Source organism: Achromobacter sp., assembly GCF_050285565.1.
GTDB lineage: Bacteria > Pseudomonadota > Gammaproteobacteria > Burkholderiales > Burkholderiaceae_B > Achromobacter.
Map to the genome: position 1 here is coordinate 338,058 of NZ_JBLZXG010000006.1, position 22,770 is coordinate 360,827.

At 70.4% G+C, this 22,770-nt stretch carries 24 protein-coding genes and 1 pseudogene; 10 read left to right on the plus strand and 15 right to left on the minus strand.

What is annotated here, in order from left to right; all coding sequences use genetic code 11:
* Positions 1–88: 88 nt before the first annotated feature.
* A complete protein-coding gene (locus ACN6O8_RS15005; protein WP_427991818.1) occupies positions 89–2,539 on the plus strand; it encodes a TonB-dependent siderophore receptor in 2,451 nt (816 codons plus the stop codon).
* Positions 2,540–2,562: 23 nt separating this feature from the next.
* Here the strand turns inward: ACN6O8_RS15005 and ACN6O8_RS15010 are convergent, their stop codons facing one another.
* Entirely contained in the window at positions 2,563–3,213 is a 651-nt protein-coding gene (locus tag ACN6O8_RS15010) for a 2OG-Fe(II) oxygenase (protein WP_427991819.1), read from the minus strand.
* Positions 3,210–3,917 (minus strand): DNA-3-methyladenine glycosylase family protein, encoded by a 708-nt coding sequence (locus tag ACN6O8_RS15015; protein ID WP_427991820.1) that lies wholly within the window; start codon positions 3,915–3,917, stop codon positions 3,210–3,212. Before ACN6O8_RS15015 ends, ACN6O8_RS15010 begins: the two co-directional genes overlap by 4 nt.
* 189 nt (positions 3,918–4,106) lie before the next feature.
* On the opposite strand from ACN6O8_RS15015, the gene ACN6O8_RS15020 reads away from it, so the two are divergent.
* Positions 4,107–4,796 (plus strand): HAD family hydrolase, encoded by a 690-nt coding sequence (locus ACN6O8_RS15020; RefSeq protein WP_427991821.1) that lies wholly within the window; start codon positions 4,107–4,109, stop codon positions 4,794–4,796.
* 13 nt (positions 4,797–4,809) lie between these two features.
* On the opposite strand, the pseudogene ACN6O8_RS15025 reads toward ACN6O8_RS15020, so the two are convergent.
* Positions 4,810–5,587, minus strand: a pseudogene (locus tag ACN6O8_RS15025) (SDR family oxidoreductase).
* A gap of 119 nt (positions 5,588–5,706) precedes the next feature.
* Between ACN6O8_RS15025 and ACN6O8_RS15030 the strand changes: the two are divergent.
* Positions 5,707–6,225, plus strand: a complete 519-nt coding sequence (locus tag ACN6O8_RS15030; RefSeq protein WP_427991822.1) for an MgtC/SapB family protein — start codon at positions 5,707–5,709, stop codon at positions 6,223–6,225.
* 17 nt (positions 6,226–6,242) lie between these two features.
* Here ACN6O8_RS15030 and ACN6O8_RS15035 read toward each other — a convergent pair whose 3' ends face one another.
* The 6 genes from ACN6O8_RS15035 to ACN6O8_RS15060 form a co-directional block, all read right to left on the minus strand.
* A complete protein-coding gene (locus ACN6O8_RS15035; protein ID WP_427991823.1) occupies positions 6,243–6,611 on the minus strand; it encodes a cupin domain-containing protein in 369 nt (122 codons plus the stop codon).
* A gap of 87 nt (positions 6,612–6,698) precedes the next feature.
* Positions 6,699–7,508 (minus strand): AraC family transcriptional regulator, encoded by an 810-nt coding sequence (locus ACN6O8_RS15040; protein ID WP_427991824.1) that lies wholly within the window; start codon positions 7,506–7,508, stop codon positions 6,699–6,701.
* Positions 7,509–7,512: 4 nt separating this feature from the next.
* Entirely contained in the window at positions 7,513–7,896 is a 384-nt protein-coding gene (locus tag ACN6O8_RS15045) for a VOC family protein (RefSeq protein ID WP_427991825.1), read from the minus strand.
* A 47-nt stretch (positions 7,897–7,943) separates the two neighbouring features.
* Positions 7,944–8,939, minus strand: a complete 996-nt coding sequence (locus ACN6O8_RS15050; RefSeq protein ID WP_427991826.1) for a formylglycine-generating enzyme family protein — start codon at positions 8,937–8,939, stop codon at positions 7,944–7,946.
* Between the two features lie 116 nt (positions 8,940–9,055).
* The gene (gene alkB, locus ACN6O8_RS15055; protein WP_427991827.1) at positions 9,056–9,715 is read right to left on the minus strand and encodes a DNA oxidative demethylase AlkB; all 660 of its coding nucleotides are present in this window, start codon (positions 9,713–9,715) and stop codon (positions 9,056–9,058) included.
* 1 nt (position 9,716) lies between these two features.
* Positions 9,717–10,412, minus strand: a complete 696-nt coding sequence (locus ACN6O8_RS15060; RefSeq protein WP_427991828.1) for a 2OG-Fe(II) oxygenase — start codon at positions 10,410–10,412, stop codon at positions 9,717–9,719.
* A gap of 163 nt (positions 10,413–10,575) precedes the next feature.
* Here ACN6O8_RS15060 and ACN6O8_RS15065 point away from each other — a divergent pair, with 163 nt between their 5' ends.
* The gene (locus ACN6O8_RS15065; RefSeq protein ID WP_427991829.1) at positions 10,576–11,154 is read left to right on the plus strand and encodes a helix-turn-helix domain-containing protein; all 579 of its coding nucleotides are present in this window, start codon (positions 10,576–10,578) and stop codon (positions 11,152–11,154) included.
* 7 nt (positions 11,155–11,161) lie between these two features.
* Complete coding sequence (locus ACN6O8_RS15070) at positions 11,162–11,698, plus strand: GNAT family N-acetyltransferase (protein WP_427991830.1); 537 nt, start codon at positions 11,162–11,164, stop codon at positions 11,696–11,698.
* A 24-nt stretch (positions 11,699–11,722) separates the two neighbouring features.
* Here ACN6O8_RS15070 and ACN6O8_RS15075 read toward each other — a convergent pair whose 3' ends face one another.
* Entirely contained in the window at positions 11,723–12,055 is a 333-nt protein-coding gene (locus ACN6O8_RS15075) for a hypothetical protein (protein ID WP_020926561.1), read from the minus strand.
* Positions 12,056–12,300: 245 nt separating this feature from the next.
* On the opposite strand from ACN6O8_RS15075, the gene ACN6O8_RS15080 reads away from it, so the two are divergent.
* Positions 12,301–12,453: a hypothetical protein gene (locus ACN6O8_RS15080; RefSeq protein ID WP_427991831.1), complete on the plus strand. Its 153-nt coding sequence runs from the start codon at positions 12,301–12,303 to the stop codon at positions 12,451–12,453.
* Positions 12,454–12,658: 205 nt separating this feature from the next.
* Complete coding sequence (locus tag ACN6O8_RS15085) at positions 12,659–13,462, plus strand: SDR family NAD(P)-dependent oxidoreductase (RefSeq protein WP_427991832.1); 804 nt, start codon at positions 12,659–12,661, stop codon at positions 13,460–13,462.
* A 14-nt stretch (positions 13,463–13,476) separates the two neighbouring features.
* Here the strand turns inward: ACN6O8_RS15085 and ACN6O8_RS15090 are convergent, their stop codons facing one another.
* Positions 13,477–14,247 (minus strand): sulfite exporter TauE/SafE family protein, encoded by a 771-nt coding sequence (locus ACN6O8_RS15090; RefSeq protein WP_427991833.1) that lies wholly within the window; start codon positions 14,245–14,247, stop codon positions 13,477–13,479.
* Positions 14,248–14,520: 273 nt separating this feature from the next.
* Here ACN6O8_RS15090 and ACN6O8_RS15095 point away from each other — a divergent pair, with 273 nt between their 5' ends.
* Positions 14,521–15,411 carry a LysR substrate-binding domain-containing protein gene (locus ACN6O8_RS15095; protein ID WP_427991834.1) on the plus strand — a complete coding sequence of 297 codons (891 nt, stop codon included), beginning with the start codon at positions 14,521–14,523 and terminating at the stop codon, positions 15,409–15,411.
* A 10-nt stretch (positions 15,412–15,421) separates the two neighbouring features.
* Here the strand turns inward: ACN6O8_RS15095 and ACN6O8_RS15100 are convergent, their stop codons facing one another.
* Positions 15,422–16,774 carry an MATE family efflux transporter gene (locus ACN6O8_RS15100; RefSeq protein WP_427991940.1) on the minus strand — a complete coding sequence of 451 codons (1,353 nt, stop codon included), beginning with the start codon at positions 16,772–16,774 and terminating at the stop codon, positions 15,422–15,424.
* Positions 16,775–17,009: 235 nt separating this feature from the next.
* On the opposite strand from ACN6O8_RS15100, the gene ACN6O8_RS15105 reads away from it, so the two are divergent.
* A complete protein-coding gene (locus ACN6O8_RS15105; protein WP_427991835.1) occupies positions 17,010–17,480 on the plus strand; it encodes a MarR family winged helix-turn-helix transcriptional regulator in 471 nt (156 codons plus the stop codon).
* 36 nt (positions 17,481–17,516) lie between these two features.
* On the opposite strand, the gene ACN6O8_RS15110 is transcribed toward ACN6O8_RS15105, so the two are convergent.
* From ACN6O8_RS15110 to ACN6O8_RS15120, 3 genes are all read right to left on the minus strand, one after another.
* Positions 17,517–18,404, minus strand: coding sequence for a DMT family transporter (locus ACN6O8_RS15110; protein WP_427991836.1), 888 nt, complete (start codon positions 18,402–18,404; stop codon positions 17,517–17,519).
* Positions 18,405–18,499: 95 nt separating this feature from the next.
* The gene (locus ACN6O8_RS15115) at positions 18,500–19,297 is read right to left on the minus strand and encodes a helix-turn-helix domain-containing protein (RefSeq protein WP_427991837.1); all 798 of its coding nucleotides are present in this window, start codon (positions 19,295–19,297) and stop codon (positions 18,500–18,502) included.
* 40 nt (positions 19,298–19,337) lie between these two features.
* Positions 19,338–20,300 (minus strand): LysR substrate-binding domain-containing protein, encoded by a 963-nt coding sequence (locus tag ACN6O8_RS15120; RefSeq protein WP_427991838.1) that lies wholly within the window; start codon positions 20,298–20,300, stop codon positions 19,338–19,340.
* A 106-nt stretch (positions 20,301–20,406) separates the two neighbouring features.
* On the opposite strand from ACN6O8_RS15120, the gene ACN6O8_RS15125 reads away from it, so the two are divergent.
* On the plus strand, positions 20,407–22,701 hold the full coding sequence (locus ACN6O8_RS15125; RefSeq protein WP_427991839.1) for an NADP-dependent malic enzyme: 2,295 nt from the start codon (positions 20,407–20,409) through the stop codon (positions 22,699–22,701).
* Positions 22,702–22,770: the final 69 nt, after the last annotated feature.

A 22,770-nucleotide genomic window follows, 5' to 3' on the forward strand; every position in this document is an offset into this window, starting at 1 on the left:
CGGTGCTGACACTTTTTGCGCCTTCGTCCGGTGTACCGGGTGAACCGTCGCGGCCCTGCCGCGAGAACCGCCCAGGAAGGATCGTTCCATGCCCGACCGTCATTCCCGTCTTCCGTCCTCCCGCCGCGCGCGACGCTCCCGCGCGCCGGCGCGGGCCACCGCGCTCGGGCTCGGTCTGGCCCTGCTGCTGGCGGCCGCGCCGCCGGCCTCGCTGGCCGCCGATAGCGCGCGCGTCGCGTCAGGTAAATCCTACGCGATCGCGGCGGGTGCGCTAGGCGATGTGCTGGCGCAGTTCGCCGCCGCCTCCGGCGTGCCGCTGTCATTCGACCCGGCGCTGCTGGCCGGGCGCCACAGCGACGGCCTGAACGGCGTCTATACCGTGCGCGATGGTTTTGCGCGGTTGCTGGCGGGGTCGGGTTATGCGCTCGCCGAGCAGGGCGATGGGGCGTATTCATTGCGCAGGCTGCCGCCGCCGGGCGAGGCCACCACTTTGCCGCGCATCGTCGTTGACGGCGCGGGCGTGTCGCCGTCGGCGCTGCCGCCCGGCTACGCCGGCGGCCAGGTCGCGCGTGGCGGCCGGCTCGGTCTGCTGGGCAACCGCGACGTGATGGACACACCCTTCAGCGTCGCCAACTACACCGCCGACCTGCTGGCCAACCGCCAGGCGGTAACGCTGGCGGACGCGCTCAACGTCGACTCGTCGGTGCGCTTCACCGGCCAGATCGGCGGGGTGACCGATTCCTTCTACATCCGTGGTTTTCCGATAGGCGAAGGCAACCTGGGCGAGATCGCCTTCGATGGCGTCTACGGCGTGGCGCCCAACTACCACGTATTCACCGACTACATCGAACGCGTCGAGGTGCTCAAAGGCCCCGCCGCGCTGCTGTATGGCATGTCGCCCAACAGCGGCGTGGGCGGTGTCATCAACATGGTGCCCAAGCGCGCCTTGGCGCAGGACCTGACGCGCGTGTCGGCCGACTATGCCGGCGCCTCGCAGTTCGGCGGCCGCGTCGACCTGAGCCGGCGTTTTGGCGACGATGGCGCCTGGGGCGTGCGCGTCAATGGTCTGCATCGCCAGGGCGACACGCCGCTGGACAACCTGCATTCGCGCACCGACATCGGCGCGTTGTCGCTGGACTACCAGGGCGAGAAGCTGCGGGCCTCGCTGGATCTGTTGACCCAGGAAGAAAAGATCGACGCGCCCACCCGGCCGTTCCTGGTGGCGGCCGGGCTGCGTACCCCCGGCGCGCCGGACGGCCGGCGCAACGCGACCCAACCGTGGGGCTGGTGGAAATCGTCGGGCCAATCCGCGCTGCTGCGGGTGGAATACGACGTCAGCGAGCACCTGACCGTGTTCGCCGACGCGGGCGGTTCCGACACCCGCATCAACCGCCTGTCCGACCAGACGCCCACCATCGTCAGCGCCGCGGGCGACACCCGGGTGACGCCCAATCATTTCAAGTTCCAGGTTGACCGCAGCACTTACAACGCCGGCCTGCGCGCCAGGCTGGAAACCGGGCCGGTGCGCCACGCCATCTCCTTCATGGGCACGCTGTACAGCGACCGCAACGCGCAGGCCAGCGTGAACGGCACGCCGCTGTCGTCCAACATCTATCACCCGGTGACGCGGCCCCGCCAGGACATCGCCGCGCCCGCCAGCGTGCCCAAGGTGTCGTCCTCGGACCTGACCGGCTTCGCGCTGGCCGACACCATGAGCGTGCTGGACGAGCGCGTCCAGCTGACGCTGGGGGCGCGCCAGCAGCGCATCGCGTCGCGCAATTTCAATCCCGCCACCGGCGCGCGCACGCTCAGCTATGACGAAAGCGCCGTCACGCCGTTGGCGGGCCTGGTGCTCAAGCCGTGGGACAAGGTTTCGTTCTACGCCAATTACATCGAAGGCCTGAGCAAGGGCGACGTGGCGCCGGCCACCGCGTCGAACGCTGGACAGGTGTTCAAACCGTACAAGTCCAAGCAGAAAGAGGTGGGCGTGAAGGTCGATTTCGACAGCGCCATGCTGACCCTGAGTGCCTTCGAGATCACCAAGCCCAGCGGCCAGTTGACGGGCACGGTGTATGCCGCGGACAGCGAGCAGCGCAACCGCGGCCTGGAACTGAACCTGTCCGGCGAACCGTTGCGCGGCCTGCGCCTGCTGGGCGGCGTGACGTTGCTGGATGCCGAGTTGACGCGTACCGGCAATCCGGCCACGCGCGGCAACCAGCCCGTGGGCGTGCCGCGCTGGAGCGCCAATCTGGCGGCGGAATGGGATACCCCCTGGGTTGCCGGGCTGACCCTGACCGGCGGCGTGATCCACACCGGCAAGGAATACGTCAATCAGGCCAATACGCAGTCGGTGCCGTCCTGGACCACGTTCGATCTGGGGGCGCGCTATGTCACGCGCATCGATGGCAAGGACGTGACCTTGCGCGCCAACGTCGTCAACGTTTTCAACCGCGCCTATTGGTCGGGCGTGGCGTCCTACGGCACCATTTCGCAAGGCGTGCCGCGCACGCTGATGCTGTCGGCGTCGATGGACTTCTGAGGATGGCGGCCGGCGCGTGCCGGCTACGGCGGGGCGGGCGGGCCGTCCAGCGGCAGCGACAGGCCCATGCGCTCGCCGCCGCGCACCCGGCTGATGGCACGGCGCAGCGTGGCGCGGTAGTCGCCGCTGGCCCCCTGCACGGGCCGGTGCGCCACTGCGATCACGGCGCCGTCGCCCCGTGCCAGCGGCAGAACCATTGGGCGCGATTGCTGGCGCGGCCGCTGCTCGGTCATGACGAATTCGCCGCCGCTGAAGTCGTGGCCGGGCTCGGACAGCAAGGCAATCAGGCCGAACGGGAACGCGGCGCCGTCGGCGGCGTGGCGCAGGGGCTGGCAGTCGTCCTGGCGCAGCCTGCTCAGGCAGGCCGGGGCCGCCGCCGTGGCGGCGGGGGCGGCGCGCTCCAACCGCCGCGCCCACGTCCGCGCCAGCGGCGCCAGCCGCGCGTGCAGCCTGGCTTGCAGGGCGTCCAAGCCGTGAGGCAGCGGCGGGGGCAGTGACCGGCATGTGCCGTCAGCCGCGCCGGTGGGCACGGTGCGCGGATCGTCGAAGGCGCGCGCCAGCGCACGGGCCTGGGCGGGGCTGAACAACGCGGGCAGCGGCGCCCAGCCCTCGGTGTCGAGCTGTTCGAGAATGCGGGCCCAGTCGTAGCGGTCCAGCGGCAGGGGCGCGTTCATGGCGCCGCCAGGGCCGGGACGGCGGGCATGCGCCACAGATACCAGGCCGCGATCGTGCGGTATGGGCGGAAGGCCTCGCCGATGGCGCGCATCCGCGCCGGCGAGGGCGCCTTGTCCAGCCGCTTCAGGCGCCGGTAGCCCTCGCGCACACCGAAGTCGTCCGCCGGCAGGATGTCCATGCGTTCCAGCGTGTAGATCAGCAGCATCTCCACGGTCCAGCGGCCCACGCCGCGCAGCGTCACCAGACGTTCGATCAGGTCTTCGTCGCGCATCGCCAGCGCTTCGTCGCGCGTGGGGATCCTCCCATCCAGCGCGGCCTGCGCGATGCCGCGGATGGTGGCCAGCTTGGCGGCCGAAAAGCCGCAGGCGCGCTGAAGCGCGGGATCGGTGTCCAGCAGCGCGCGCGGCGCGGGAAAGGCCTGCCCCGGATACAGCGCCAGCAGGCGGCCGAGAATGGCGTCGCCAGCGCGCGCGTGCAGTTGCTGGTAGGCGATAGCGCGCACCAGCGCCTCGTACGGGTCGCGCGCCGGCCGCGAGGCGTGGCGGCAGGGGCCGATGGCGGCGACATGGCCGGCCCAGTCGGCGTCCAGCGCCGCCAGGTGCCGGGCGGCGCGTGCGTACAGGGCGGCGGCGTCCGCGACGGCGGTGGTGGTTTCGCGGGCTGGTGGCCGTGGCGGCTTGGGAAGAGAGGTCGTTGGCGTCATGGGGGGGTGTCAGGCTGCGGGGTGGGGCAGGGCGCGGCACGCGCGCGAGGCCGGCCGCGATACAGCATAGCGAAGCGCGCGGCCGCGCACACTCCGCTGCTTGCGCCCGCGCCACGGCCGGGGCGCGGGTGGGTGCCGGCGGTGCAGTATGCTCTAGGGCTTCCCCGATTCTCCCCTTCCGTAGCCGCAATGACTGATTTTCCCTTTGACGCCGTGCTGTTCGACTGTGACGGCGTCCTGGTCGATTCCGAGCCCATCACCGCCCGCGTCCTGACCGAGATGCTCAACGAACTGGGCTGGGCCATCAGCTTCGAAGAGGCCACGCGCATTTTCACTGGCAAGGCGGTGCGCGACGAGCTGCCGTTGATCGAGGCGCGCACCGGCGTGGCCCTGGCGCCGGAATGGTTCGCGCAGTTCCGCGAGCGCCGCAATGCCGCGCTCGAGCGCGAGCTGCGCGAGATTCCCGGCGCGCCGGACGCGGTGCGCAGCCTGCACCAGACGCTGGCGGGCCGCATCGCGGTGGCCTCGGGCGCCGACCGGCGCAAGGTCGAGCTGCAATTGGCCAAGGTCGGCATCGCCGAATGTTTCGGCGAACGGGTCTTCAGTGGTCACGAAATGCCGCGCAGCAAGCCGCATCCGGATGTCTACCTGGCCGCCGCCGACGCGCTGGGCGTGGATCCGCGCCGTTGCGCGGTGGTCGAGGACACCGTCACCGGCGCAACCGCCGGCGTGGCGGCGGGCGCCACGGTGTTCGGCTACAGCCCGGACGCCAACGGCCATAGCAGCGCCGACGCGCTGCGCGGCGTGGGCGTGGCGCAGGTGTTCACCGACATGGCGCACTTGCCGGGCCTGCTGGCCGGCTGGGCCGCGGCGCGCTGAGGCGCCGGGCGCGTCAACGGCCGGCGTATTGCTCGCCGCCGTCCAGGTCGATGACCGTGCCGCTGAGATAACCGGCCCGCGCCGACGCGCCGAACACCACCATGTCGGCCACTTCTTCCGGCTCCATCAGGCGCCCGAAGGGCAGGTCGCTCAGGGTTTCCTGCCAGCGCGATGCGTCGCCCCAGCGGGCCTGCGCGCGCTGTCTGGCCAGGGTCAGCACGCGGTCGGTGCGGGTGCGCGGACGGGTTCACGCCGAACACGCGCACGCCGTGGCGCGGCCCGTCGCCGCCCAGGGCGCGGGTGAAGGCGATCAGCGAAGCGTTGGCGGCGGCGCCGCAGATGTAGTCGGCGCGCGGCGCCGAGCCGGCCATGCCGATGATGTTGGCGATGACGCCGGCGCCCGCCGCGCGCATCCGTGGATAGTAGTGGCGCGCCAGATCGATGTAGCCATGCACTTTCAGATCCCAGCCGGCGCGCCAGCGTTCTTCCTGCACCTGATCCAGGGCGCCGCCCGGCACCGCGCCGGCGTTGTTGACCAGGATGTCGATCGCGCCGGCCTGTTCCACCACCCGCGCCGCCGCGCCGGGTTGCGCCAGGTCGACCGCCAGGGTGCGCGCCTGGCGGCCGCTGCGCGCCTGGATCGCCTGGGCGGCGCTGTGCAGTGCCGCCGCGTCGCGCGCCGCCAGGATCGGCTCGGCGCCCTCCCGCGCGAAGGCCATGGCGCAGGCCAGGCCGATACCCTTGGACGCGCCCGTGATCAGGACGCGCTTGCCCTGCAACTGTAAATCCATCCGAAGCTCCTGGTGGTGTCCGTCTGGGTGCGGACCTGCCTGACGTTGTAAACCAGATGGCCGGCGCCACGCCAGCGCGCCCCTGCTATGCTGACGCCACCACCCGGGGGGAAATCACGATGGCGGATATCTGGCTGGAAATCTGGAGCACGCTGCGCAGCGAATTCGCCGACATTCCCGATGCCGGCGAAGCCACCCGCATCGTCCTGCGGCTGGGCATGGCGGTGCTGCTGGGCGGCCTGCTCGGCTACGAGCGCGAGCGCAGCGGCAAGGCCGCCGGCCTGCGCACCCACATGCTGGTGGCGCTGGGCGCCGCCATCTTCGTGCTGGTGCCGCTGCAGAACGGCATGCAGGTCGGCGACCTGAGCCGGGTACTGCAAGGCGTCATCGCGGGCATCGGTTTCCTGGGCGCGGGCGCCATCATCAAGCTCAGCGATGAACGCGAGATCCGCGGCCTGACGACCTCGGCCAGCATCTGGATGACGGCGGCCATCGGCGTGGCCGCCGGCATGGGCCGCGAGGCCACCGCCTTGGCCAGCACGTTGCTGGCGTTGTTCGTGCTGGCGGTGCTGCGGCGGGTCGAGGCGCGCATCGCCTCCCGGGCCGACAAGCGCGTGATCGAAAGCGAACGGCCCTGAACGGCCCTGGGCGGCCCTCAGATCCAGACGTCGTTGGGCGCGCTGCGATCGCCGCCCTGGTCGCCGGTGTTGCGCACGCCGCGCGGCTCGATCAGCATGGCCTGCACTGCTTGCGTTGCACAGGGTTTGTGTTCAACGCCCTTGGGGATGACGGCCATCTCCCCCGGCCCGAGGTCGATGTGGCCGTCGCGCAGGTCGATGCGCAGGCGGCCCGCCAGGACGATGAACGTCTCGTCGGTCTCGGCATGGGCATGCCAGACGAACTCGCCATGCAGCTTGACCAGCTTGAACTGGTAGTCGTTCATTTCGGCGATGACCTTGGGCATCCAGGGTTCCTGGATCAGCGACAGCTTGTGGGCCAGGTTGATGGCGGTGATGGCGGGCATGGTGGCCTCCTTGGCGCGGTAGTGAAAACCCCTAGCTTAGGAGCCGGCGCGCGCGGGGTCTTGTACGTTTGTGCGCGACGCCGCGCGTCAACGCCTGAGGGCGCCGCGCCAGTGCGCGGGTGTCATGCCGAACGCCTCGGCGTGGCGGCGTGTCAGGTGGCTCTGGTCGGTGAAGCCAGCGGCCAGCGCGGCCTGCGCCAGCGGTTCGCCGGCGGCGATCAGGCGCCGCGCCAGGTCGAGCCGGCGCAGCAGGGCATAGCGGTACGGGCTGGTGCCGTACAACGCGCGGAAATCGCGCGACAGGCGCCAGCGGTCGATCCCGGCAACGCGTTCCAGGTCGGCCAGTGACACCGCCAGGCCATGCGTGTCGTGGATGTACTGGCGCGCGCGCTCGCCGGCGGCGTAGTCGGGGCGGATCCGGGCCGGCGCCTGTCCCGCGGCGGCGCACAGCGCCAGCGTCAGGTCATAGAGCGCATCGTCTTCGCGCAATGGATCGGCCGTGGCGTCGGCGTCGCGCAGCAGCGCGGCACAGGCGGCGCGCAGCCGCGCATCGGTGGAAATGCCGTCGCGCACGAAGGGCAGCGCACGGCCCCCCAGGATGCGCTGGATCAGCGCCGGCTGCACGTAGGCCATGCGGTAGTGGAAACCGGCGTCGGTGCCGGCCTGGCCGTCATGCGGCTCGTCGGGGTGCAACACCAGGACGCCGCCCGGCAGGCTGTGACGCAGGCCGCGGCGGTAGTGGAAGCTCTGCACCCCCGCCAGCGTGCAGCCGATGGCATAGGTGTCGTGCCGATGCAGCCCGTAGCCACGGCCGCCGAAATAGGCTTCGATGCGCTCGAACCGGTCGCCCGGCGCGTGACGCACGATCCAGTCGCGGGAGGCGGAGCGGGCGGTCATGAGGCTACTTCAATTGCACCAGCACGAATTCGTTGCCGTACAGGTCGATGAAATGCGCGTAGATGGCGGTGTTGTCGTCCACCGGCTCCTTGGTGAAGCGCACCCCGCGCGCGGCGAAGCGGGCGTGGTCGCGCACCACGTCGTCGGTGTAGAACACGCCCACCGGCTGGCCGCCGGTCTGATCGCCGACGCGGTCGCGCTGGGCCTGGGTCTGCGCCTGCAACAGCCACACGCCCACCTGCGGCTGCTCGTGCAACCGCAGGTGCACATAGCGCTGCGGTCCCACGGCCATGTCGACGAATACCTCCATGCCCAGCTTGTCCTGGTAGAAGGCGATGGCGGTGTCGTAATCGTTGACCAGCAGGACGAGGCGGCCCAGCGAATGCATGTCGGGTCTCTTTTGAAAGGTTGGCTTGCGGCTATGCTAACCGGTCTTCATGGCGCCACCTCGCGCAGCAGGCGGAATCCGACCAGCGGATAGCGCGTTTCGGCGGTATTCCAGTTGCGGTACGCCGCGCGCGTGTACAGCGCCCAGGTATGCCACGAGCCGCCGCGGCGCACCCGCACGTTGCCGCTGGCCGGGCCCTGCGGGTCGTTTTCGGGCGAATGCGCGTAGTAGTCCTCGCCGTACCAGTCCGCCACCCATTCCCAGGCGTTGCCATGCATGTCGTACAGGCCGAAGGCGTTCGGCGCATAGCTGGCGACCGGGGCGGTGAAGCGGTGGCCGTCGCTGCGCGCGGCGGCGTAGGCCCGCCATTTGGGCCAGAGCGGCGCGGCGTCGGCGTCGAACGTGTTGGCCACGTCCGGCAGGGCGGCCGGATCGTCGCCGTGCTGGTAGCGGCCACGGCCGCCGGCGCGGGCCGCGTACTCCCATTCGGCCTCGGTCGGCAGGCGGTAGACCCGGCCTTCGCGTTGGCTCAGCCAGCGCGCCATGGCGGTGGCGTCGTTCCAACTGACGTTGACCACCGGGTGCGTGTCGCCCTGGGCGAAGCCGGGATTGCGCCAGGAATAGCGCCGGTCGCGGCCTTCGAAGGCGTCGCCGCGCTCGGAGGCGTCTGGGTCGTAGGCGGCGTTGTAGCCATAGCCGCCGGTGCCGTCGGCCTCGGCTTCCGGCACGTAGCCCGATGCCTCCAGGAAGCGGCGGAACTGGCCTACGGTGACCTCGGTCGGCATCAACAGGAACGGCCGGGTGATGCGCACGGTGTGCACCGGCGCCTCGTCGGACAACTGCGCGAAGCGTTCCCGCGGATACTGGGGGTAGTCGCGCGCCAGCGCCTCGGGCGTTTCGTCGCTGCCCATCTGGAAGCTGCCGGCCGGCACCATGACGAACGGCATGCCCAGCGAATTCTCGACGCGGGCGGGGGGCTCGGCGGCGCTGGCGGGCGCGATGGTCAAGGGGCACAGGAGGGCGAGGGCGATACTCAGGCGCATGGGATTCCCGGAGGGCGGCAAAGTTGCCCGATAGTAGGCTCGCCCGCCGGCCGCCGCCAGCCCAGGGGAACCCGCATGCGGATCAGGGCGCGGCGCGCCGTCTGACACGTGCGATTTCAGCCGGCCTGGCGGATGGTGAAGTTGATGCGCACGCTGCCCAGCGTGGGATGGGGACGGTCCTTGAGCGGCAGCACGCCGTGGTAGCGCAGCCGGTCGACGCCGCCCCACACCACCACGTCGCCATGGAACAGCGGCACGTGCACCGCCCGGTCGCCGCGCGCATGGCCGCCGAACAGGAACACCGCCGGCATGCCCAGCGAAACCGAAACGATGGGCGCGCCGTGGTCGCGCTCGTCCTTGTCCTGGTGCAGCGACAGCCGCGCCCCGGGCTGGTAGCGGTTGACCAGGCAGGCATCCGGGGCGAAGCCGGGAAAGCCCGCCGCCTGCGCGGCCGCGCGCGCCAGGGTGTCGAAGGCCTCGGGCATGGCTGGCCACGGCAGGCCCGAGCCGGGATCCTCGCGCGTGTAGCGGTAACCCCGTTCATCGCTGGTCCAGCCATAGCGGCCGCAGTTGGTCAGCGCCACTGACATGGGCAGCCCGCCGGGGGTGACCATGTGGCGAAACGGCGCCTGCCGGCGCACCGTGTCGACACCGGCCAGCAGCGCCTGGGCCACCGGCAGCGCGTAGCCGCGCAGCACCACCGACTGCGCGCCGATGGGCTCGCGGCCGGTCTGCGCGATCTCGGCGTCGTCGAACAGGTTCAGGCTGGTTCCCATGTCAGGCCGCGTCGTGGAAGATCACCCCGAGCGTGTGGCGCCGTCCCTCGCGCAGGGCGCTGACACCGTGGCGCATGGCGACGCGGCGCCAGCCGCGCGCGCCGGCCACCGGGCGTTGGTTGACGGTGAAGATCAGCGCGTCGCCCTGGCCCAGCGGCAATACCTCGGCGCGCTGCCCGGCGCTGTCGGTTTCGGTCATGACGAATTCGCCGCCGGTGAAGTCCTGGCCCGGCCGCGACAGCAGCACCGCGACCTGCAAGGGAAAGACATGCTCGCCGTACAAATCCTGGTGCAGGCAGTTGTAGTCGCCGGGCCCGTACCGCAGGAGCAGCGGCGTCGGCCGGCGCTGCCCGGCCTGGTGGCAACGCGCCAGGAAGTCGGCGTGGCTGGCCGGGTACGCGACGGCGCTGCCCATCTGCCGGTTCCAGCGGTTGGCGATCGGCGCCAGCCGTGGATACAAGGCCGTGCGCAGGTTGTGCAGCAGGCGCGGCAGCGGATAGGCGAAGTACTTGTATTCGCCGCGCCCGAAGCCGTGACGGCTCATGACGACGCGGCTGCGGTAGCGGTGCTCGTCGTCGTAGCCGGCGGCCAGTGCCTGGCATTGCGCGGGCGTGAGCAGGCCGGCGGCCAAGGCGTGGCCGCGCGCGTCCAGGTCGGCGGCGATGCGGGTCCAGTCCAGGGTGTCGAGCTTGCTCATGGGAAAACGGGGCAACGGAAGTCGGCGGGTATCCAGTCTACCGCCGACCCGGCCGGCATGAACGCCATAACTTGCGGCGACGTTTCAGCGGCTCGGCGCCGGCGGCGCGAAAGGCTTGCGGGCGGCATTGATGGATTTCCGCATATGGGATAAATTCCCGAATATGGAAAACACAACCCCTTCCGCTTCCGATATCGACCTGGATCAACGCCTGGCCGGCCGTCTCAAGACCTTGCGCATCGAACGCGGCTGGTCGCTGGACGAACTGGCCGGCCGCGCCGGCGTCAGCCGCGCGACCCTGTCGCGCCTGGAGAACGCCGAGGTCAGTCCCACCGCCAGCGTGTTGGGCAAGCTGTGCGGCGCCCATGGCATGACGATGTCGCGCCTGATGCGCATGGTCGAAGACGACTTCACCCCGTTGGTGCCGAGCGCGGCGCAGGCGCTGTGGGTCGATGGCGGCACCGGGTTCCGGCGCCGCAGCGTCTCGCCGCCCTCGCAGAAACTGGCCGGGGAGGTACTGGCCTGCGAACTGCCCGCGGCCACCCATATCGCATACGCGCAATCGCCGCGAGCCGGGCTGGAACATCATCTGGTGATGCTGGAAGGCGAACTGACGATCCGCGTCGACGGCCATTCCCACACCCTGGCGCCCGGCGACTGCCTGCGGTACCAGCTCTACGGCGCCAGCGCTTTCGACACGCCGCCGCACAGCGGCGCCCGCTACCTGTTGTTCATCGTCTGAGTCCACCATGTCCACCACCACCCTTGCATTGAACCCTGTTACCGCCGACGAAGCCCGGGCGCTGCTGCCCGGCCTGGGCGAACTGCTGCATGCCTGCGTGCAGGACGGCGCCAGCATCAGTTTCGTGCTGCCCTTCGGGCCCGAGGCCGCGCGCGCGTACTGGCTCGACAAGGTGCTGCCGCCGCTCGAAGGCGGCAGGCTGGTGTTGCTGGTGGCGATGTGCGAGGAACGCGTCGCCGGATCGGTGCAGCTTGATTGCGATACGCCGCCCAATCAGCCGCACCGCGCCGAGATCCGCAAGCTGCTGGTGCATCCGGATTTCCGGCGCCGCGGCATCGCCCGCGCGCTGATGGCGGCGGCGGAAGCGGCCGCGGGGCAGGCCGGCCGCAGCCTGCTCACGCTGGACACGCGCACCGGCGATAACGCCGAGCCGCTGTACGCCTCGCTGGGTTACCGCACGGTGGGGGTGATTCCGGGATTTGCCCGCGATGCGCGCGATCCGTCCAGGCTGGACGGCACCACCATCATGTACAAGCCCCTGTAGGCAGGCCCGGCGAAATACCCGCGCTCAGGCGAGCGGCTTGAGCCCCACGCTGTAGGGCGGGGCATTGCCGCGCGCGGCGGCCTTGATCTTCAGCATCGAGCCGCCCGGCGTGAATTCGAATTCCTGGAACGGCACTTCGAACCACTGGTGGAAACTGGTGCGCGAGAACTCCGGCACCCAGACCTTGGGGCGCTTGGCGTCGCAATGGAATTCCACCAGCGTGCGGTCGATGCCCAGCGGCCGCGTGTTGCCGATGCGATAGCTGGCGCGCAGCTCGGCGCTTTCGGTGCGGCCGGGCTGCCAGGTCAGGCCGATGGACATCATGAATTGTTCGATCGCCTCAATGCCGCGATACATAGCTGACTCCGAATGCTGCCCGGCGCGCGCCGGCGGGAAATAGGCGGATTATCCGCCATTCCCCGGTTTCCTGCCCGCCGCCGCGCCGCCCGGCGCGCCGGGCCGCGGCGTTGCGTTGTTTCAATGGCCTCGATTGCGTAAACCAAATGGACGCGCGCCGCCCCGCCCGGCACGATGAGCCCCATGTCTTGTATAAGACTGGCGCAGCCGCCGCTGGTCCGGGCATTCGACGCAAAGGAATCATCATGGCAAATCTTCTCCTGGCATTGGTCACGGCCGAACTCTCCCTTTTCGGCGTCGACGCCGCCGCGCCCGGCGTCGAGCCGGTGACGAACGCCGCGCCCGCCGACGGCGCGCCGCGTTTCGACAGCGAGCACTACCGCAGCGCGCTGGGCTGACGCGCGTCGGCCGCCCTGTTCCCGCGGGCGGGGTTTCCGCAAGCCTGTAGAAATAGGCAGGTTTCAAGCAAGAACGGGCCTGTGCGCCGCGCTGCGCGATCCTTAATATCCCTCTCACGCTTGGGGTCGATGGCTGCCTCGTGAATCCATGGACGCCAGCGGGCCGCCGGCGTGTTGCCGGCCGCCGCAAGTAGAGGGAGATCGCATGAGCACCGAAAAAATCTGGTTTGTGACGGGCGCCGCCGGCGGCCTGGGCCTGGCGCTGGTCAGGATGCTGCTCGACCAGGGGCACAAGGTCGCGGCCACCTCGCGCGATGCCGATGCGTTGCTGGACGCGGTGGGCGCCAAGCTCGAAGGCCGTTTTCTGCCCTTGGAAGTGAACCTGGCCGACGAGGGCCAGGTGCGCCGCGCGGTCGACACCGCCGTGGCCGCGTTCGGCCGTATCGACGTGGTGGTGAACAACGCCGGCCACGGTCTGGCGGGCGCGCTGGAAACACTGTCGGATGCCGAACTGCGCGACAGCTTCGATATCAATGTCTTCGGCGTGTTGAATGTGGTGCGCGCGGTGATGCCGCGCCTGCGGGCGCAGCGCGCCGGCCACGTGTTCAACATCTCGTCGATTCTCGGCTTCGATGGCGGCCGCGCCGGCTGGGGCGCCTACAGCGCCGCCAAGTTCGCCGTCAGCGGCTTGAGCGAAGCGCTGGCGCTGGAAGCCGCGCCGCATGGCGTGCGTGTGTCGCTGGTCTATCCCGGCGCCATGGGCGCGCAGGTGGACAGCGCCCGTCCCGAGGCCGGCGCGGGCCATGCCGCCTGCGGCGATCCGGCCAAGGCGGCACGCGCCCTGATCCAGGCGGCGCATGCGCAATATGCGCCGCTGCACCTGTTCCTGGGCCGCGACGCCTTCGACCAGGCGCGCGGCAAGATCCAGTCGGTGCAGCAGGAACTGGCGCGCTGGCGCGAGATGTCGGTGTCCATCGGCAGTGTCGACGAACGGCGCCTGGCGGCCTGAGGCCCGGCGCGCGCTTACCCGGCCAGGCCCTGCGCCACCTGGTAGGCGCCCAGCAGCGCCAGGCTGACCATGAAGCACTGCTTGAACGCGCGCGCCGACAGCCGGCCGCGCAACCACTGGCCCAGGGCCATGCCGGCCAGCGCCGGCAGCAGCATCAGCACCGAGGCGCCGGCCGCGCCCGGCGTGTAGCTGCCGTTCAGCCACAGCGCTGCCGCCAGCGCCACCGTGGACACGGTGAACGAGATGCCCATTGCCTGGATCAGGCCATCCTTGCCCAGATTCAGCGCCTGCAGATACGGCACGGCCGGAATCACGAAGACTCCCGTCGCCGCGGTGATGATCCCGGTGACCGCGCCCACCACCGCGCCCAGCGCGCCCGCGTGGCGCGCGGGCACCGTTGGCGGCGTGCCGAACAGCCCCCAGGCCGCATACGCCACCAGCGCGATGCCCAGGCAGACGCTGGCCCAATGGCCGGCGGGCGCGCCGAACGCTGCCGCGCCCGCCAGGGTGCCGGCGCAGACGCCCGCCTGTAACGTGGCGATGCGGCGCAGGACCCGCGTCAGCGTCGGCCAGGGCCGTGCTTGCCACAAGTTGGTGATGAGCGACGGCACGATCAGCAGCGCGGCGGCCTGTGCCGGCGCCATGATCAAGGCCAGCATGGCCATGGAAATGGTCGGCAGGCCCAGCCCCACGACGCCTTTGACCACGCCGGCCAGCACGAAGACCGCGGCGGTCGCGGCCAGCAGCGCGGGCGTGTCCAGACCCAGCAGGCCATTGGCGCTCATGCGGCCTCGCTGTGCGCGGTCGGCGCGTGATTCGGTGCCGGCGTGGCGGAGGCCGGCAGGGGGGCGTTGGCTTCGGCGCGGCCTGAGGAGTGCAAGGCCCGCGCCGCGCACCCGGTTCCGGTCCGGCCGCCGCCGTGGCGAGAGATCATGGAATTTCCCCGCTTTCAATGTTGGATGCCGGTATTCTGCCCCGGCGATGGCGCGTCGCCCTATCGGGATCTGGCGTAGCCTGCCTATGGAACAGCCTGAGCCTGGCGTGCTACGCTTTTTCGCATGCGCTTCGACCTGACCGATCTGCGGCTTTTCCTCAATGTGCAGGAAACCGGCTCCATCACCGCCGGCGCGCGGCTTTCCCACATGACGCTGGCGTCGGCCAGCGAGCGCATCCGCGGCATGGAGGCAACGCTGGGCGTGGCGCTGTTGCTGCGTGAGCATCGCGGCGTGCAGGCCACGCCCGCCGGTCGCACGCTGGCCCATCACGCACGGCTGGTGCTGGCGCAGATGGATCGCATGCGCGGCGAACTGGATCAGTATGGCCAAGGGCTCAAGGGCCATGTGCGGGTGCTGTGCAACACCACTGCGCTCAGCGAGTATCTGCCACCGGTGCTGGGCCAATTCCTCAAGGACCATCCGCGCGTATCGGTCGATCTGCAAGAACGCCTCAGCCACGAAATCGCCGATGCGCTGCGCGCCGGTACCTGCGACATCGGCGTGTTGGCCGATTCGGCCGACCTGCAAGGTCTGCGCGTGGCGCGCTTTCGCCATGATCCGCTGGCGCTGGTGGTGCCGCCGGCGCATCGCCTGGCCGGCCGCGCCACCGCGTTGCTGGCCGACGTCGCTGGCGAGGAATTCGTCGGCCTGGTGGCAGGCAGCGCCTTGCAGGAGCACATCGCGCACCACGCGCGCCGCGGCGGCCAGGCGCTGTCGTACCGGGTGCGCCTGCGCAGCTTTGACGCGGTCTGCCGCCTGGTGGGCCAGGGCGTGGGCATCGCCATCATGCCCCGGGTCGCGGCGGTGCGCCACGGCCGCGCGGCGGGCGTGCGGCGCATCGCGCTGGTCGATGACTGGGCGGTGCGTGACCTGGTGCTGTGCGTGCGCGGCGAGCTGCCGGCCTACGCCCGGCAACTGGTGGCCTACGCGCTGCGCGATGCGCCCGGGGCGTAGCGGGTAGGGATCACCGCCGCGCCAGTCCTGGTCTGCGTAAGTGGCCGCGTTCGAACCATGATCCCGACGCCACCGCGCCCAGGATCACCAGCCCATACAGGGCCATGGCCAGCGCGGCGACCGCAAAGAACCAGGCCAGCGAACCGCTCAGGTGCAGCACCGCGCCGCCCAGGCCGATGGCGGTGGCCAGGCGCAGGAAGCCGGCCCACAGCGGCCACTTCAGGCGGCCCGCGCCCTGCGAGGCGAAATACATCGAGAAGCCCAGCGCGAAAAAGCCGTACAGTGGGCCGACGATGCGCAGGTAGGCGGCGCCAGCCTGCAGCATGGCTGCCTCGGCGCCGAACAGCCGTAGCCAGGCTTCGGGAAACAGCGCGGCCGCCAGGCCGATGAGTTCGCCCAGCACAAAGGCCATGGCGCCGCCGGTCAGCGCCACGCGCAGCGCCCGCTCCGGCTGGCCGGCGCCGATGTTGGCGCCGACCATCGCCACCATCGGCGCGCCCAGGCCGAACGCCAGCGGCATCATCAGGTATTCCAGCCGCACCGCGATGCCGTAGCCGGCCACCGCGGCGGTGCCCGCGTACGCGCCCACCAGTGCCGTCGTCAGCGCCACCACGCCGTTGGTGAGCAAGGGATTGAGCGTGGCCAGCGCGCCGACCCGCAGGATGCTGCGCATCAGGCTCGGGTACAGGCGGCTGCGGGTCAGGCGCGCGGCATTGCGCCCGCTCAGGCAGTAGCCGCCCAGCACCAGCGTGCCCACCGCGTAATAGGTGACCAGCGCCCAGCCGCCGCCCGCCACGCCCAGCGCCGGGAACGGGCCCCAGCCAAAGATCAGGCACGGCGACAGCGGCACCAGCAGCAGCGCGCCGCCGCAGATCACCGCGCCCGGCACCAGCATGTTGCCCGTGCCGCGGATGACGCTGGCGAAGGCGTTCATCAGCCACATCAGCACGATGCCGCCGAAGATGACATTGGAATAGGCCAACGCGGCGTCCAGCGTCGCGCCGTCGGCGCCCAGGGTGCGATACAGCCACGGCCCGAAGACCAGCAGCAGCACGCAGAACGCCAGGCCCAGCGCGGCGTTCAGGACGACCGCGTGCAGCACCAGTTGGTCGGCCTCCCGTTGCCGCCCCGCGCCCAGGGCGCGCGCCACGGCCGCCGAGATGCCGCCGCCCATCGCGCCTTGCGACATGTTCTGCATCAGCATCAGCACCGGCACCACCAGCGCCACCCCGGCCAGCACCGGCGTTCCCAGGTCCGCCAGAAACCAGGTTTCGATCAGGCCGGTGGCCGACTGCGCCAGCATCATCAGGATGTTGGGCCAGGCCAGCCGGGCGAGGGTGGGGGCGATCGGTGCGTGCAGCATGGCCCGCAGGCGCGCGTTGGCGGGAGGGGGCGTGGCGGCGGCGCGGGAGGCGGGCATGGACGGGGTGCCGGAGCGAAGGGGTGCGGAAAATTTACGTGCATATGCCAATAAATGTCAAGAATGCGCTAGACGCCGCCGCGGCGCGGCAGTAGCGTTATGAACTTGCCGTACCCTTGCCACGGCGGCGCGCCCGCCCCGGCGACGCGCGCTTTTCATCCAGTCGTTCGAATCCATCATGTCCGACGTCGACCCTTCCGCCATTCCCCAGGACCCGCTGGTCTGCAACGGCGCCGCGCTGCGCAAGGCCACCCGGCGCGTCTCGCAGTTGTACGACACGGTGCTGGCGCCCTGCGGCCTGAAGGTGTCGCAACATTCGATCCTGGTGCATATCGCGCGCGCCGGCGCGCCGTCCATGACCGACCTGGCGCGAGCCATGGTGCTGGATCGCTCCGCGCTGGCGCACAACCTCAAGCCGCTGGAGCGCGACGGCTATGTGCGCGTGGCGCGCGACGAGCGCGACGGCCGCAGCCGGCGCGTGGCGCTGACCGACGCCGGACGCGCCAAGCTGGCCGAGTCCAAGCGCCTGTGGAAAGACGCGCAGCGCCGCTTCGAAGCGGCCTATGGCGCCGAGCGCGCGGCCGCCTTGCGCCAGTCGCTGGCGGATATCGTCTCTGACGACTTCGCGTTGGCGTTCAGCCGTGGTTGAACGCGCCCGGGCCGGCTGGTCGGCGGCGGCGCGCGCCTACCTCGCAACGGTAACCGGCTTGCGGACCCAGCCCTGGATGAAGACGGCGCCAAGCACGCAGGCCATGCCGGCCAATTGCGCAGCGGACAGCGATTCGTGCAACACCCCGGCGGCCAACAGCACGGCCGTGAGCGGCGCAACGGCGGTGAACAAGGCGGCTTCCGATCCGGCGACGCGTTGCGCGCCGGCGTACCACAGTACGAAGCCGGCCACGGTCGGCACCAGCGCGTAATAGGCTACCGCCAGCAGCGCCTCGGCCGAAAGCGCCAGCGTCCACGGTGCCTCCATCAGGCTGGCCGGCAGGCATACCGCCAGGCCCAGGGCGCACATCACGGTCGACAGCGCCAGGGGCGGCAACGGCGCGCGCAGCCGCTTTTGCAGCAGGATGAACAGGCCCTCGCACACCACCGCGCCCAGTACCAGCGCATTGCCGATCCACGAGCCGGCGCCCGGCGTCGCGGGGCCGCGCGTCATCAGCCACACGCCCGCCGCCGCCGTGGCGATGGCCAGCAGCGTGGCCTTGCCTGGCCGTTCGCCCAGCAGCGCGATGGCGATGGCGGCCGACACCAGCGGCAGGGTGCCCAGGATCACCGCGCCGTCCACCGCCGTGGTGCGCGCCAGGCCGGCGATCAGCAGCGTGGTGTAGCCGACGCTGCCGGCGCCGGCCTGCGCCGTCAGCAGCAGCCAGTCGCGCCAGCCCAGGCGCGGCAGGCGCGTGCCGGTCAGCCACCCCAGCAGTGCGAAGCAGGGCAACGCCAGCGCGAAGCGCAGGGCGGTGGCGGTAAACGGCGGCAGCCCGGCCGCGATGATCTTGCTGGCGACGACGGTGCTGCCCACCAGCGCCATGGCGGCGGCCAGGCAGGCATATCCTTGGTTTCGGTTCATGGCAAACAGCCGGAGTCGGGACGAGGCCGCAGCGTAGGCGCGCGCTGCGGTCACGGTCTTGAACGAAATTGCGGCGGGGTGCCCGTGGCGCGTTGTCAGCGCGCGGCGGCGGCCCGGGCGTAGCGTCCCGGCGACACGCCATAGGCGCGCGCGAACAGCCGCGTCATGTGGCTCTGGTCGGCGAAACCGGCGGCCGCGGCGGTGTCGGCCAGCGCCATGCCCTGGCGCAGCAAACGGCGCGCCAGCAGCAGCCGGCGCTGCACCTGGTAGGCATGCGGCGTCATACCGGTGGCGCGGTGGAAAGCGCGCAGCACCTGGAAGCGGCTCAGGCCGCTGGCGTGGGCCAGGTCGGCCAGCGACAGGGCGGCGGCGGGGGCGTCATCGATCAGGCCGAGCGCATGGCGGATGGCGGCGGGCAGGCCTGGGCGCGGCGCCCGCGCGGCCTGGCGTCCGGCGCGCGCCAGCACCCGCAGCAACAGGCTGTCGCGGGCCAGCGGCCCGGCGCCGTCGATGGCCAGCGCGTACAGCACGGACAGATCCGCCGCCAGCGCCGGCGCGTCCATCACGGGATGCTCGAATTCGAATGGGCCGGGGATCGGCAGCGCCTCGGCCGCGTCGGCCACCACCGCCGGGTCCAGATACAGCATCTGCCAGGCGCGTTCACCGCCGATGGGGGCGCCGTCGTGCACTTCGCCGGGGTTGACGGTGATCACCTGGCCCGGGCCGGCCTCGACCTGGCCGCGGCCGCTGTGCGAGACCTGTCCGCCCTGGCGCATCACCCCGATGCCGAACTGCTCGTGCGTGTGCCTGGCAAAGGTGCGGGCGCTGCGCGCGGCCACGGCCTGCACGCCGGCGAGGGCGCTGCGGTGCATGACGAACTGGTTGGCGCTCATGTGCGGATTCCGGGTTGTGCCGGTATCGCCGCGGCCGCGCTCAGGCGCGCCCGTGGCGGCTGAAGACCTCGCGCAAGGCCGCCGCGAACAGGGCGTCTACATCGCGCCGCAGGCCGTCGGCGCGGGTGAACAGCGAAATCGGCGGCAGGGTCCAGTCGAAAGAATACGGCACGATCGCCGCGCCGGCGATGCGCACCAGCTCATCGGCGATATCGGCGGGCAGGATCGACACGGCACGGTCGCTGGCGACGATCATTTCGCCGATCAGCTTGGAGGAGTCGCTCTGCACCGAGGGCGTCGGCGGCGCCAGCCCGGCACGCAGGAAGATGTCGGCCACCTGCTCGCGGATCGGGCTGTCCGGCGTGCCCAGGATCCAATCGAGGTCGGCCAGCATGTTCCATTCCAGGCGCGCGCGGCCCAGGCGCGCGGCCAGGCGGCGGCTGGCGATCAGGCGGGGCGGCTGGTGGTACAGCACTTCGAAGTCGATCTGGCCCAGGTCCACCGACGGCGTGGCCCACCCCACCACGGCGTCCAGCCTATGGTCGCGCAACTGGCGCAGCAAGACCGGACCCTGGCCCTCGTGGATGGTGGCGGTGATGCCGCGTCCGCGCGGCAGGGTGCGGGCGATGGCGGCCGACAGCAGTTGTCCCGACACGAACGGGATCACGCCGATGTGCAGGTGGGCCGCGTGGCCGGCGGCCACGGCTTCCATTTCCTGCACCAGGTGGCCCAGGTCGTGCACCAGGGCGCGGGCCCGCGCCAACACCACCGCGCCCAGCGCCGTGGGCGTCATGCCGCGCACCGAGCGCTCGAACAGCGGCACGTCGAACATGCTTTCCAGTTCGGCCAGCGCATTGGTGACGGCGGGCTGGCTGGTGGCCATGTGCTCGGCCACCCGCGTCAACGACCCGTGCTGCTCGATCTGCAACAGCAGCATCAGGTGCCGCATCTTGAGCCGCGAGGTCAGTTTCCGGAGCACCTCGTCGGGCGAAAACGGTGTCATAGACAAGGCATAAGAAAAAAGTGATGTGACAATATTAAATCCGAATGAACGCCTTATGTCTGCCGTCCTAGAATCTGCCTTGTTCAAGACTAGGAGGCGCCGCCCCATGAATTCGCAAGCAGACCGCCAGGCCGCTCTGGATTACCACGAGTTCCCCACCCCGGGAAAGATCTCCGTCGTGGCGTCCAAGCCGCTCACCAACCAGCGTGATCTCGCCCTGGCATACTCGCCCGGCGTGGCGGCGGCCTGTGAAGAAATCGTGACGGATCCGGCCAACGTGTTCCGCTACACCGGCCGTGGCAACCTGGTCGGCGTGATCTCCAATGGCACCGCGGTGCTGGGCCTGGGCAACATCGGCGCGTTGGCCTCCAAGCCGGTGATGGAAGGCAAGGCGGTGCTGTTCAAGAAGTTCGCCGGCCTGGATGTGTTCGACATCGAGATCAACGAAACCGACCCGGACAAGCTGGTCGAGATCATCGCCGGCCTGGAGCCGACCTTCGGCGGCATCAACCTCGAAGACATCAAGGCGCCCGAGTGCTTCACGGTCGAGCGCAAGCTGCGCGAGCGCATGAAGATCCCCGTCTTCCATGACGACCAGCACGGTACCGCCATCACCGTGTCCGCCGCCTTCATCAACGGCCTGAAGGTCGTCGGCAAGCAAATCGACAAGGTCAAGGTGGTCACGTCCGGCGCCGGCGCGGCCGCGCTGGCCTGCCTGGATCTGATGGTGGACCTGGGCCTGCCGCTGGAGAACGTCTGGGTCACCGACATCGAGGGCGTGGTCTACGAGGGCCGCACCGTGCTGATGGATCCGGACAAGGCGCGTTTCGCGCAAAAGACCGACGCGCGCAAGCTGGCCGAGGTCATCGAGGGCGCGGACGTGTTCCTGGGCCTGTCGGCCGGCGGCGTGCTCAAGCCGGAAATGGTGGCCAAGATGGGCCCGCGCCCGCTGATCCTGGCGCTGGCCAATCCGACGCCGGAAATCCTGCCCGAGCTGGCCCATTCGGTGCGCGACGACGTGGTCATGGCGACCGGCCGTTCGGACTACCCGAACCAGGTCAACAACGTGCTGTGCTTCCCGTACATCTTCCGCGGCGCGCTGGACGTGGGCGCCACCACCATCACCCGCGAGATGGAAAAGGCGGCGGTGCACGCCATCGCCGCGCTGGCCGAGGAAGAGCAGAACGAAGTGGTGGCCGCCGCCTACGGCACCTACGACATCTCGTTCGGCCCCGAATACCTGATTCCCAAGCCGTTCGACCCGCGCCTGATCGTGCGCATCGCGCCGGCGGTGGCCAAGGCCGCCATGGAAGGCGGCGTGGCCACGCGCCCGCTGGCCGACCTGGAAGCCTACGAAGAGCAGTTGCAGCAGTTCGTGTACCACTCCGGCGCTTTCATGAAGCCGCTGTTCTCGGCCGCCAAGCGCATCGTGCGTGGCGGCGGTAAATCGCGCATCGTCTTTACCGAAGGCGAAGACGAGCGCGTGCTGCGCGCGGTGCAGGTGGTGGTGGACGAAGGCCTGGCCCGGCCGATCCTGGTGGGCCGTCCCGCCGTGCTGCTGTCGCGCATCGAGAAGTTTGGCCTGCGCCTGCGCCTGGGCGAGGATGTCGAAGTCACCAACCCCGAATACGACGAGCGCTTCCACCAGTACTGGACCACGTACTGGGAGCTGATGTGCCGCCGCGGCATCACCAAGGAAATGGCGCGCGTGGAAATGCGCCGCCGCCTGACCCTGATCGGCGCGATGATGGTGCACCTGGGCGACGCCGACGGCATGGTCTGCGGCACCGTCGGCGCCTATCACGATCACCTGCGCTTCATCGACGAAGTGATCGGCCGCCGCCCCGGCGCCAACGTCTACGCCGCGATGAACATCCTGCTGCTGAACGAGCGCACGGTGGTGCTGGTGGACACGCACGTCAACGATGAACCGACCGCCGAGCAGATCGCCGAGTTCACCATCGCCGCGGCCAAGGAAATGCAGCGCATGTTCCTGGCGCCCAAGGTGGCGCTGCTGTCGCGCTCGAACTTCGGTTCGGGCAGCTCGGCCTCGGGCGCCAAGATGCGCCGCGCGCTGGAATTGGTGCGCGAAGCCGAGCCGGAGCTGGAGATCGACGGCGAGATGCACGGTGACTGCGCCTTGGACGAGGCGCTGCGCCTGCGCATTCTGCCGTCCTCGACCCTCAAGGGCCAGGCCAACCTGCTGGTGTGCCCCAACGTGGACGCCGGCAACATTGCCTACAACCTGCTCAAGACCGCGGCCGGCGGCAACGTGGCGGTGGGCCCGTTCCTGCTGGGCGCCAACGCGCCGGTGCACATCCTGACCTCCAGTTCGACCGTGCGCCGCATCATCAACATGACGGCCATGACGGTGCTGGACGCCAACCGCGCCGAAGGCTGATCGCCGCGCGCGACCGCACGGCAAAACGCCCGCTTCATCTCAAGATGAAGCGGGCGTTTTTCATGGCGC

Excerpts from the sequence above, each read along its gene's own strand:
- ACN6O8_RS15125 (WP_427991839.1), top strand. The coding sequence starts at position 20,407 with ATGAATTCGCAAGCAGACCGCCAGGCCGCTCTGGATTACCACGAGTTC.
- ACN6O8_RS15045 (WP_427991825.1), bottom strand. The coding sequence starts at position 7,896 with ATGCATTCGCTGGGCCGCCTCGTCCTGCTGGTCAACGATTACGACACC.
- ACN6O8_RS15035 (WP_427991823.1), bottom strand. The coding sequence starts at position 6,611 with ATGCCCGCCATCACCGCCATCAACCTGGCCCACAAGCTGTCGCTGATC.
- ACN6O8_RS15070 (WP_427991830.1), top strand. The coding sequence starts at position 11,162 with ATGTCCACCACCACCCTTGCATTGAACCCTGTTACCGCCGACGAAGCC.
- ACN6O8_RS15005 (WP_427991818.1), top strand. The coding sequence starts at position 89 with ATGCCCGACCGTCATTCCCGTCTTCCGTCCTCCCGCCGCGCGCGACGC.
- ACN6O8_RS15065 (WP_427991829.1), top strand. The coding sequence starts at position 10,576 with ATGGAAAACACAACCCCTTCCGCTTCCGATATCGACCTGGATCAACGC.
- ACN6O8_RS15010 (WP_427991819.1), bottom strand. The coding sequence starts at position 3,213 with ATGAACGCGCCCCTGCCGCTGGACCGCTACGACTGGGCCCGCATTCTC.
- ACN6O8_RS15060 (WP_427991828.1), bottom strand. The coding sequence starts at position 10,412 with ATGAGCAAGCTCGACACCCTGGACTGGACCCGCATCGCCGCCGACCTG.
- ACN6O8_RS15110 (WP_427991836.1), bottom strand. The coding sequence starts at position 18,404 with ATGAACCGAAACCAAGGATATGCCTGCCTGGCCGCCGCCATGGCGCTG.
- ACN6O8_RS15120 (WP_427991838.1), bottom strand. The coding sequence starts at position 20,300 with ATGACACCGTTTTCGCCCGACGAGGTGCTCCGGAAACTGACCTCGCGG.
- ACN6O8_RS15090 (WP_427991833.1), bottom strand. The coding sequence starts at position 14,247 with ATGAGCGCCAATGGCCTGCTGGGTCTGGACACGCCCGCGCTGCTGGCC.
- ACN6O8_RS15085 (WP_427991832.1), top strand. The coding sequence starts at position 12,659 with ATGAGCACCGAAAAAATCTGGTTTGTGACGGGCGCCGCCGGCGGCCTG.
- ACN6O8_RS15020 (WP_427991821.1), top strand. The coding sequence starts at position 4,107 with ATGACTGATTTTCCCTTTGACGCCGTGCTGTTCGACTGTGACGGCGTC.
- ACN6O8_RS15050 (WP_427991826.1), bottom strand. The coding sequence starts at position 8,939 with ATGCGCCTGAGTATCGCCCTCGCCCTCCTGTGCCCCTTGACCATCGCG.
- ACN6O8_RS15080 (WP_427991831.1), top strand. The coding sequence starts at position 12,301 with ATGGCAAATCTTCTCCTGGCATTGGTCACGGCCGAACTCTCCCTTTTC.
- ACN6O8_RS15100 (WP_427991940.1), bottom strand. The coding sequence starts at position 16,774 with ATGCTGCACGCACCGATCGCCCCCACCCTCGCCCGGCTGGCCTGGCCC.
- ACN6O8_RS15115 (WP_427991837.1), bottom strand. The coding sequence starts at position 19,297 with ATGAGCGCCAACCAGTTCGTCATGCACCGCAGCGCCCTCGCCGGCGTG.
- ACN6O8_RS15015 (WP_427991820.1), bottom strand. The coding sequence starts at position 3,917 with ATGACGCCAACGACCTCTCTTCCCAAGCCGCCACGGCCACCAGCCCGC.
- ACN6O8_RS15030 (WP_427991822.1), top strand. The coding sequence starts at position 5,707 with ATGGCGGATATCTGGCTGGAAATCTGGAGCACGCTGCGCAGCGAATTC.
- ACN6O8_RS15040 (WP_427991824.1), bottom strand. The coding sequence starts at position 7,508 with ATGACCGCCCGCTCCGCCTCCCGCGACTGGATCGTGCGTCACGCGCCG.
- ACN6O8_RS15075 (WP_020926561.1), bottom strand. The coding sequence starts at position 12,055 with ATGTATCGCGGCATTGAGGCGATCGAACAATTCATGATGTCCATCGGC.
- ACN6O8_RS15105 (WP_427991835.1), top strand. The coding sequence starts at position 17,010 with ATGTCCGACGTCGACCCTTCCGCCATTCCCCAGGACCCGCTGGTCTGC.
- ACN6O8_RS15095 (WP_427991834.1), top strand. The coding sequence starts at position 14,521 with ATGCGCTTCGACCTGACCGATCTGCGGCTTTTCCTCAATGTGCAGGAA.
- alkB (WP_427991827.1), bottom strand. The coding sequence starts at position 9,715 with ATGGGAACCAGCCTGAACCTGTTCGACGACGCCGAGATCGCGCAGACC.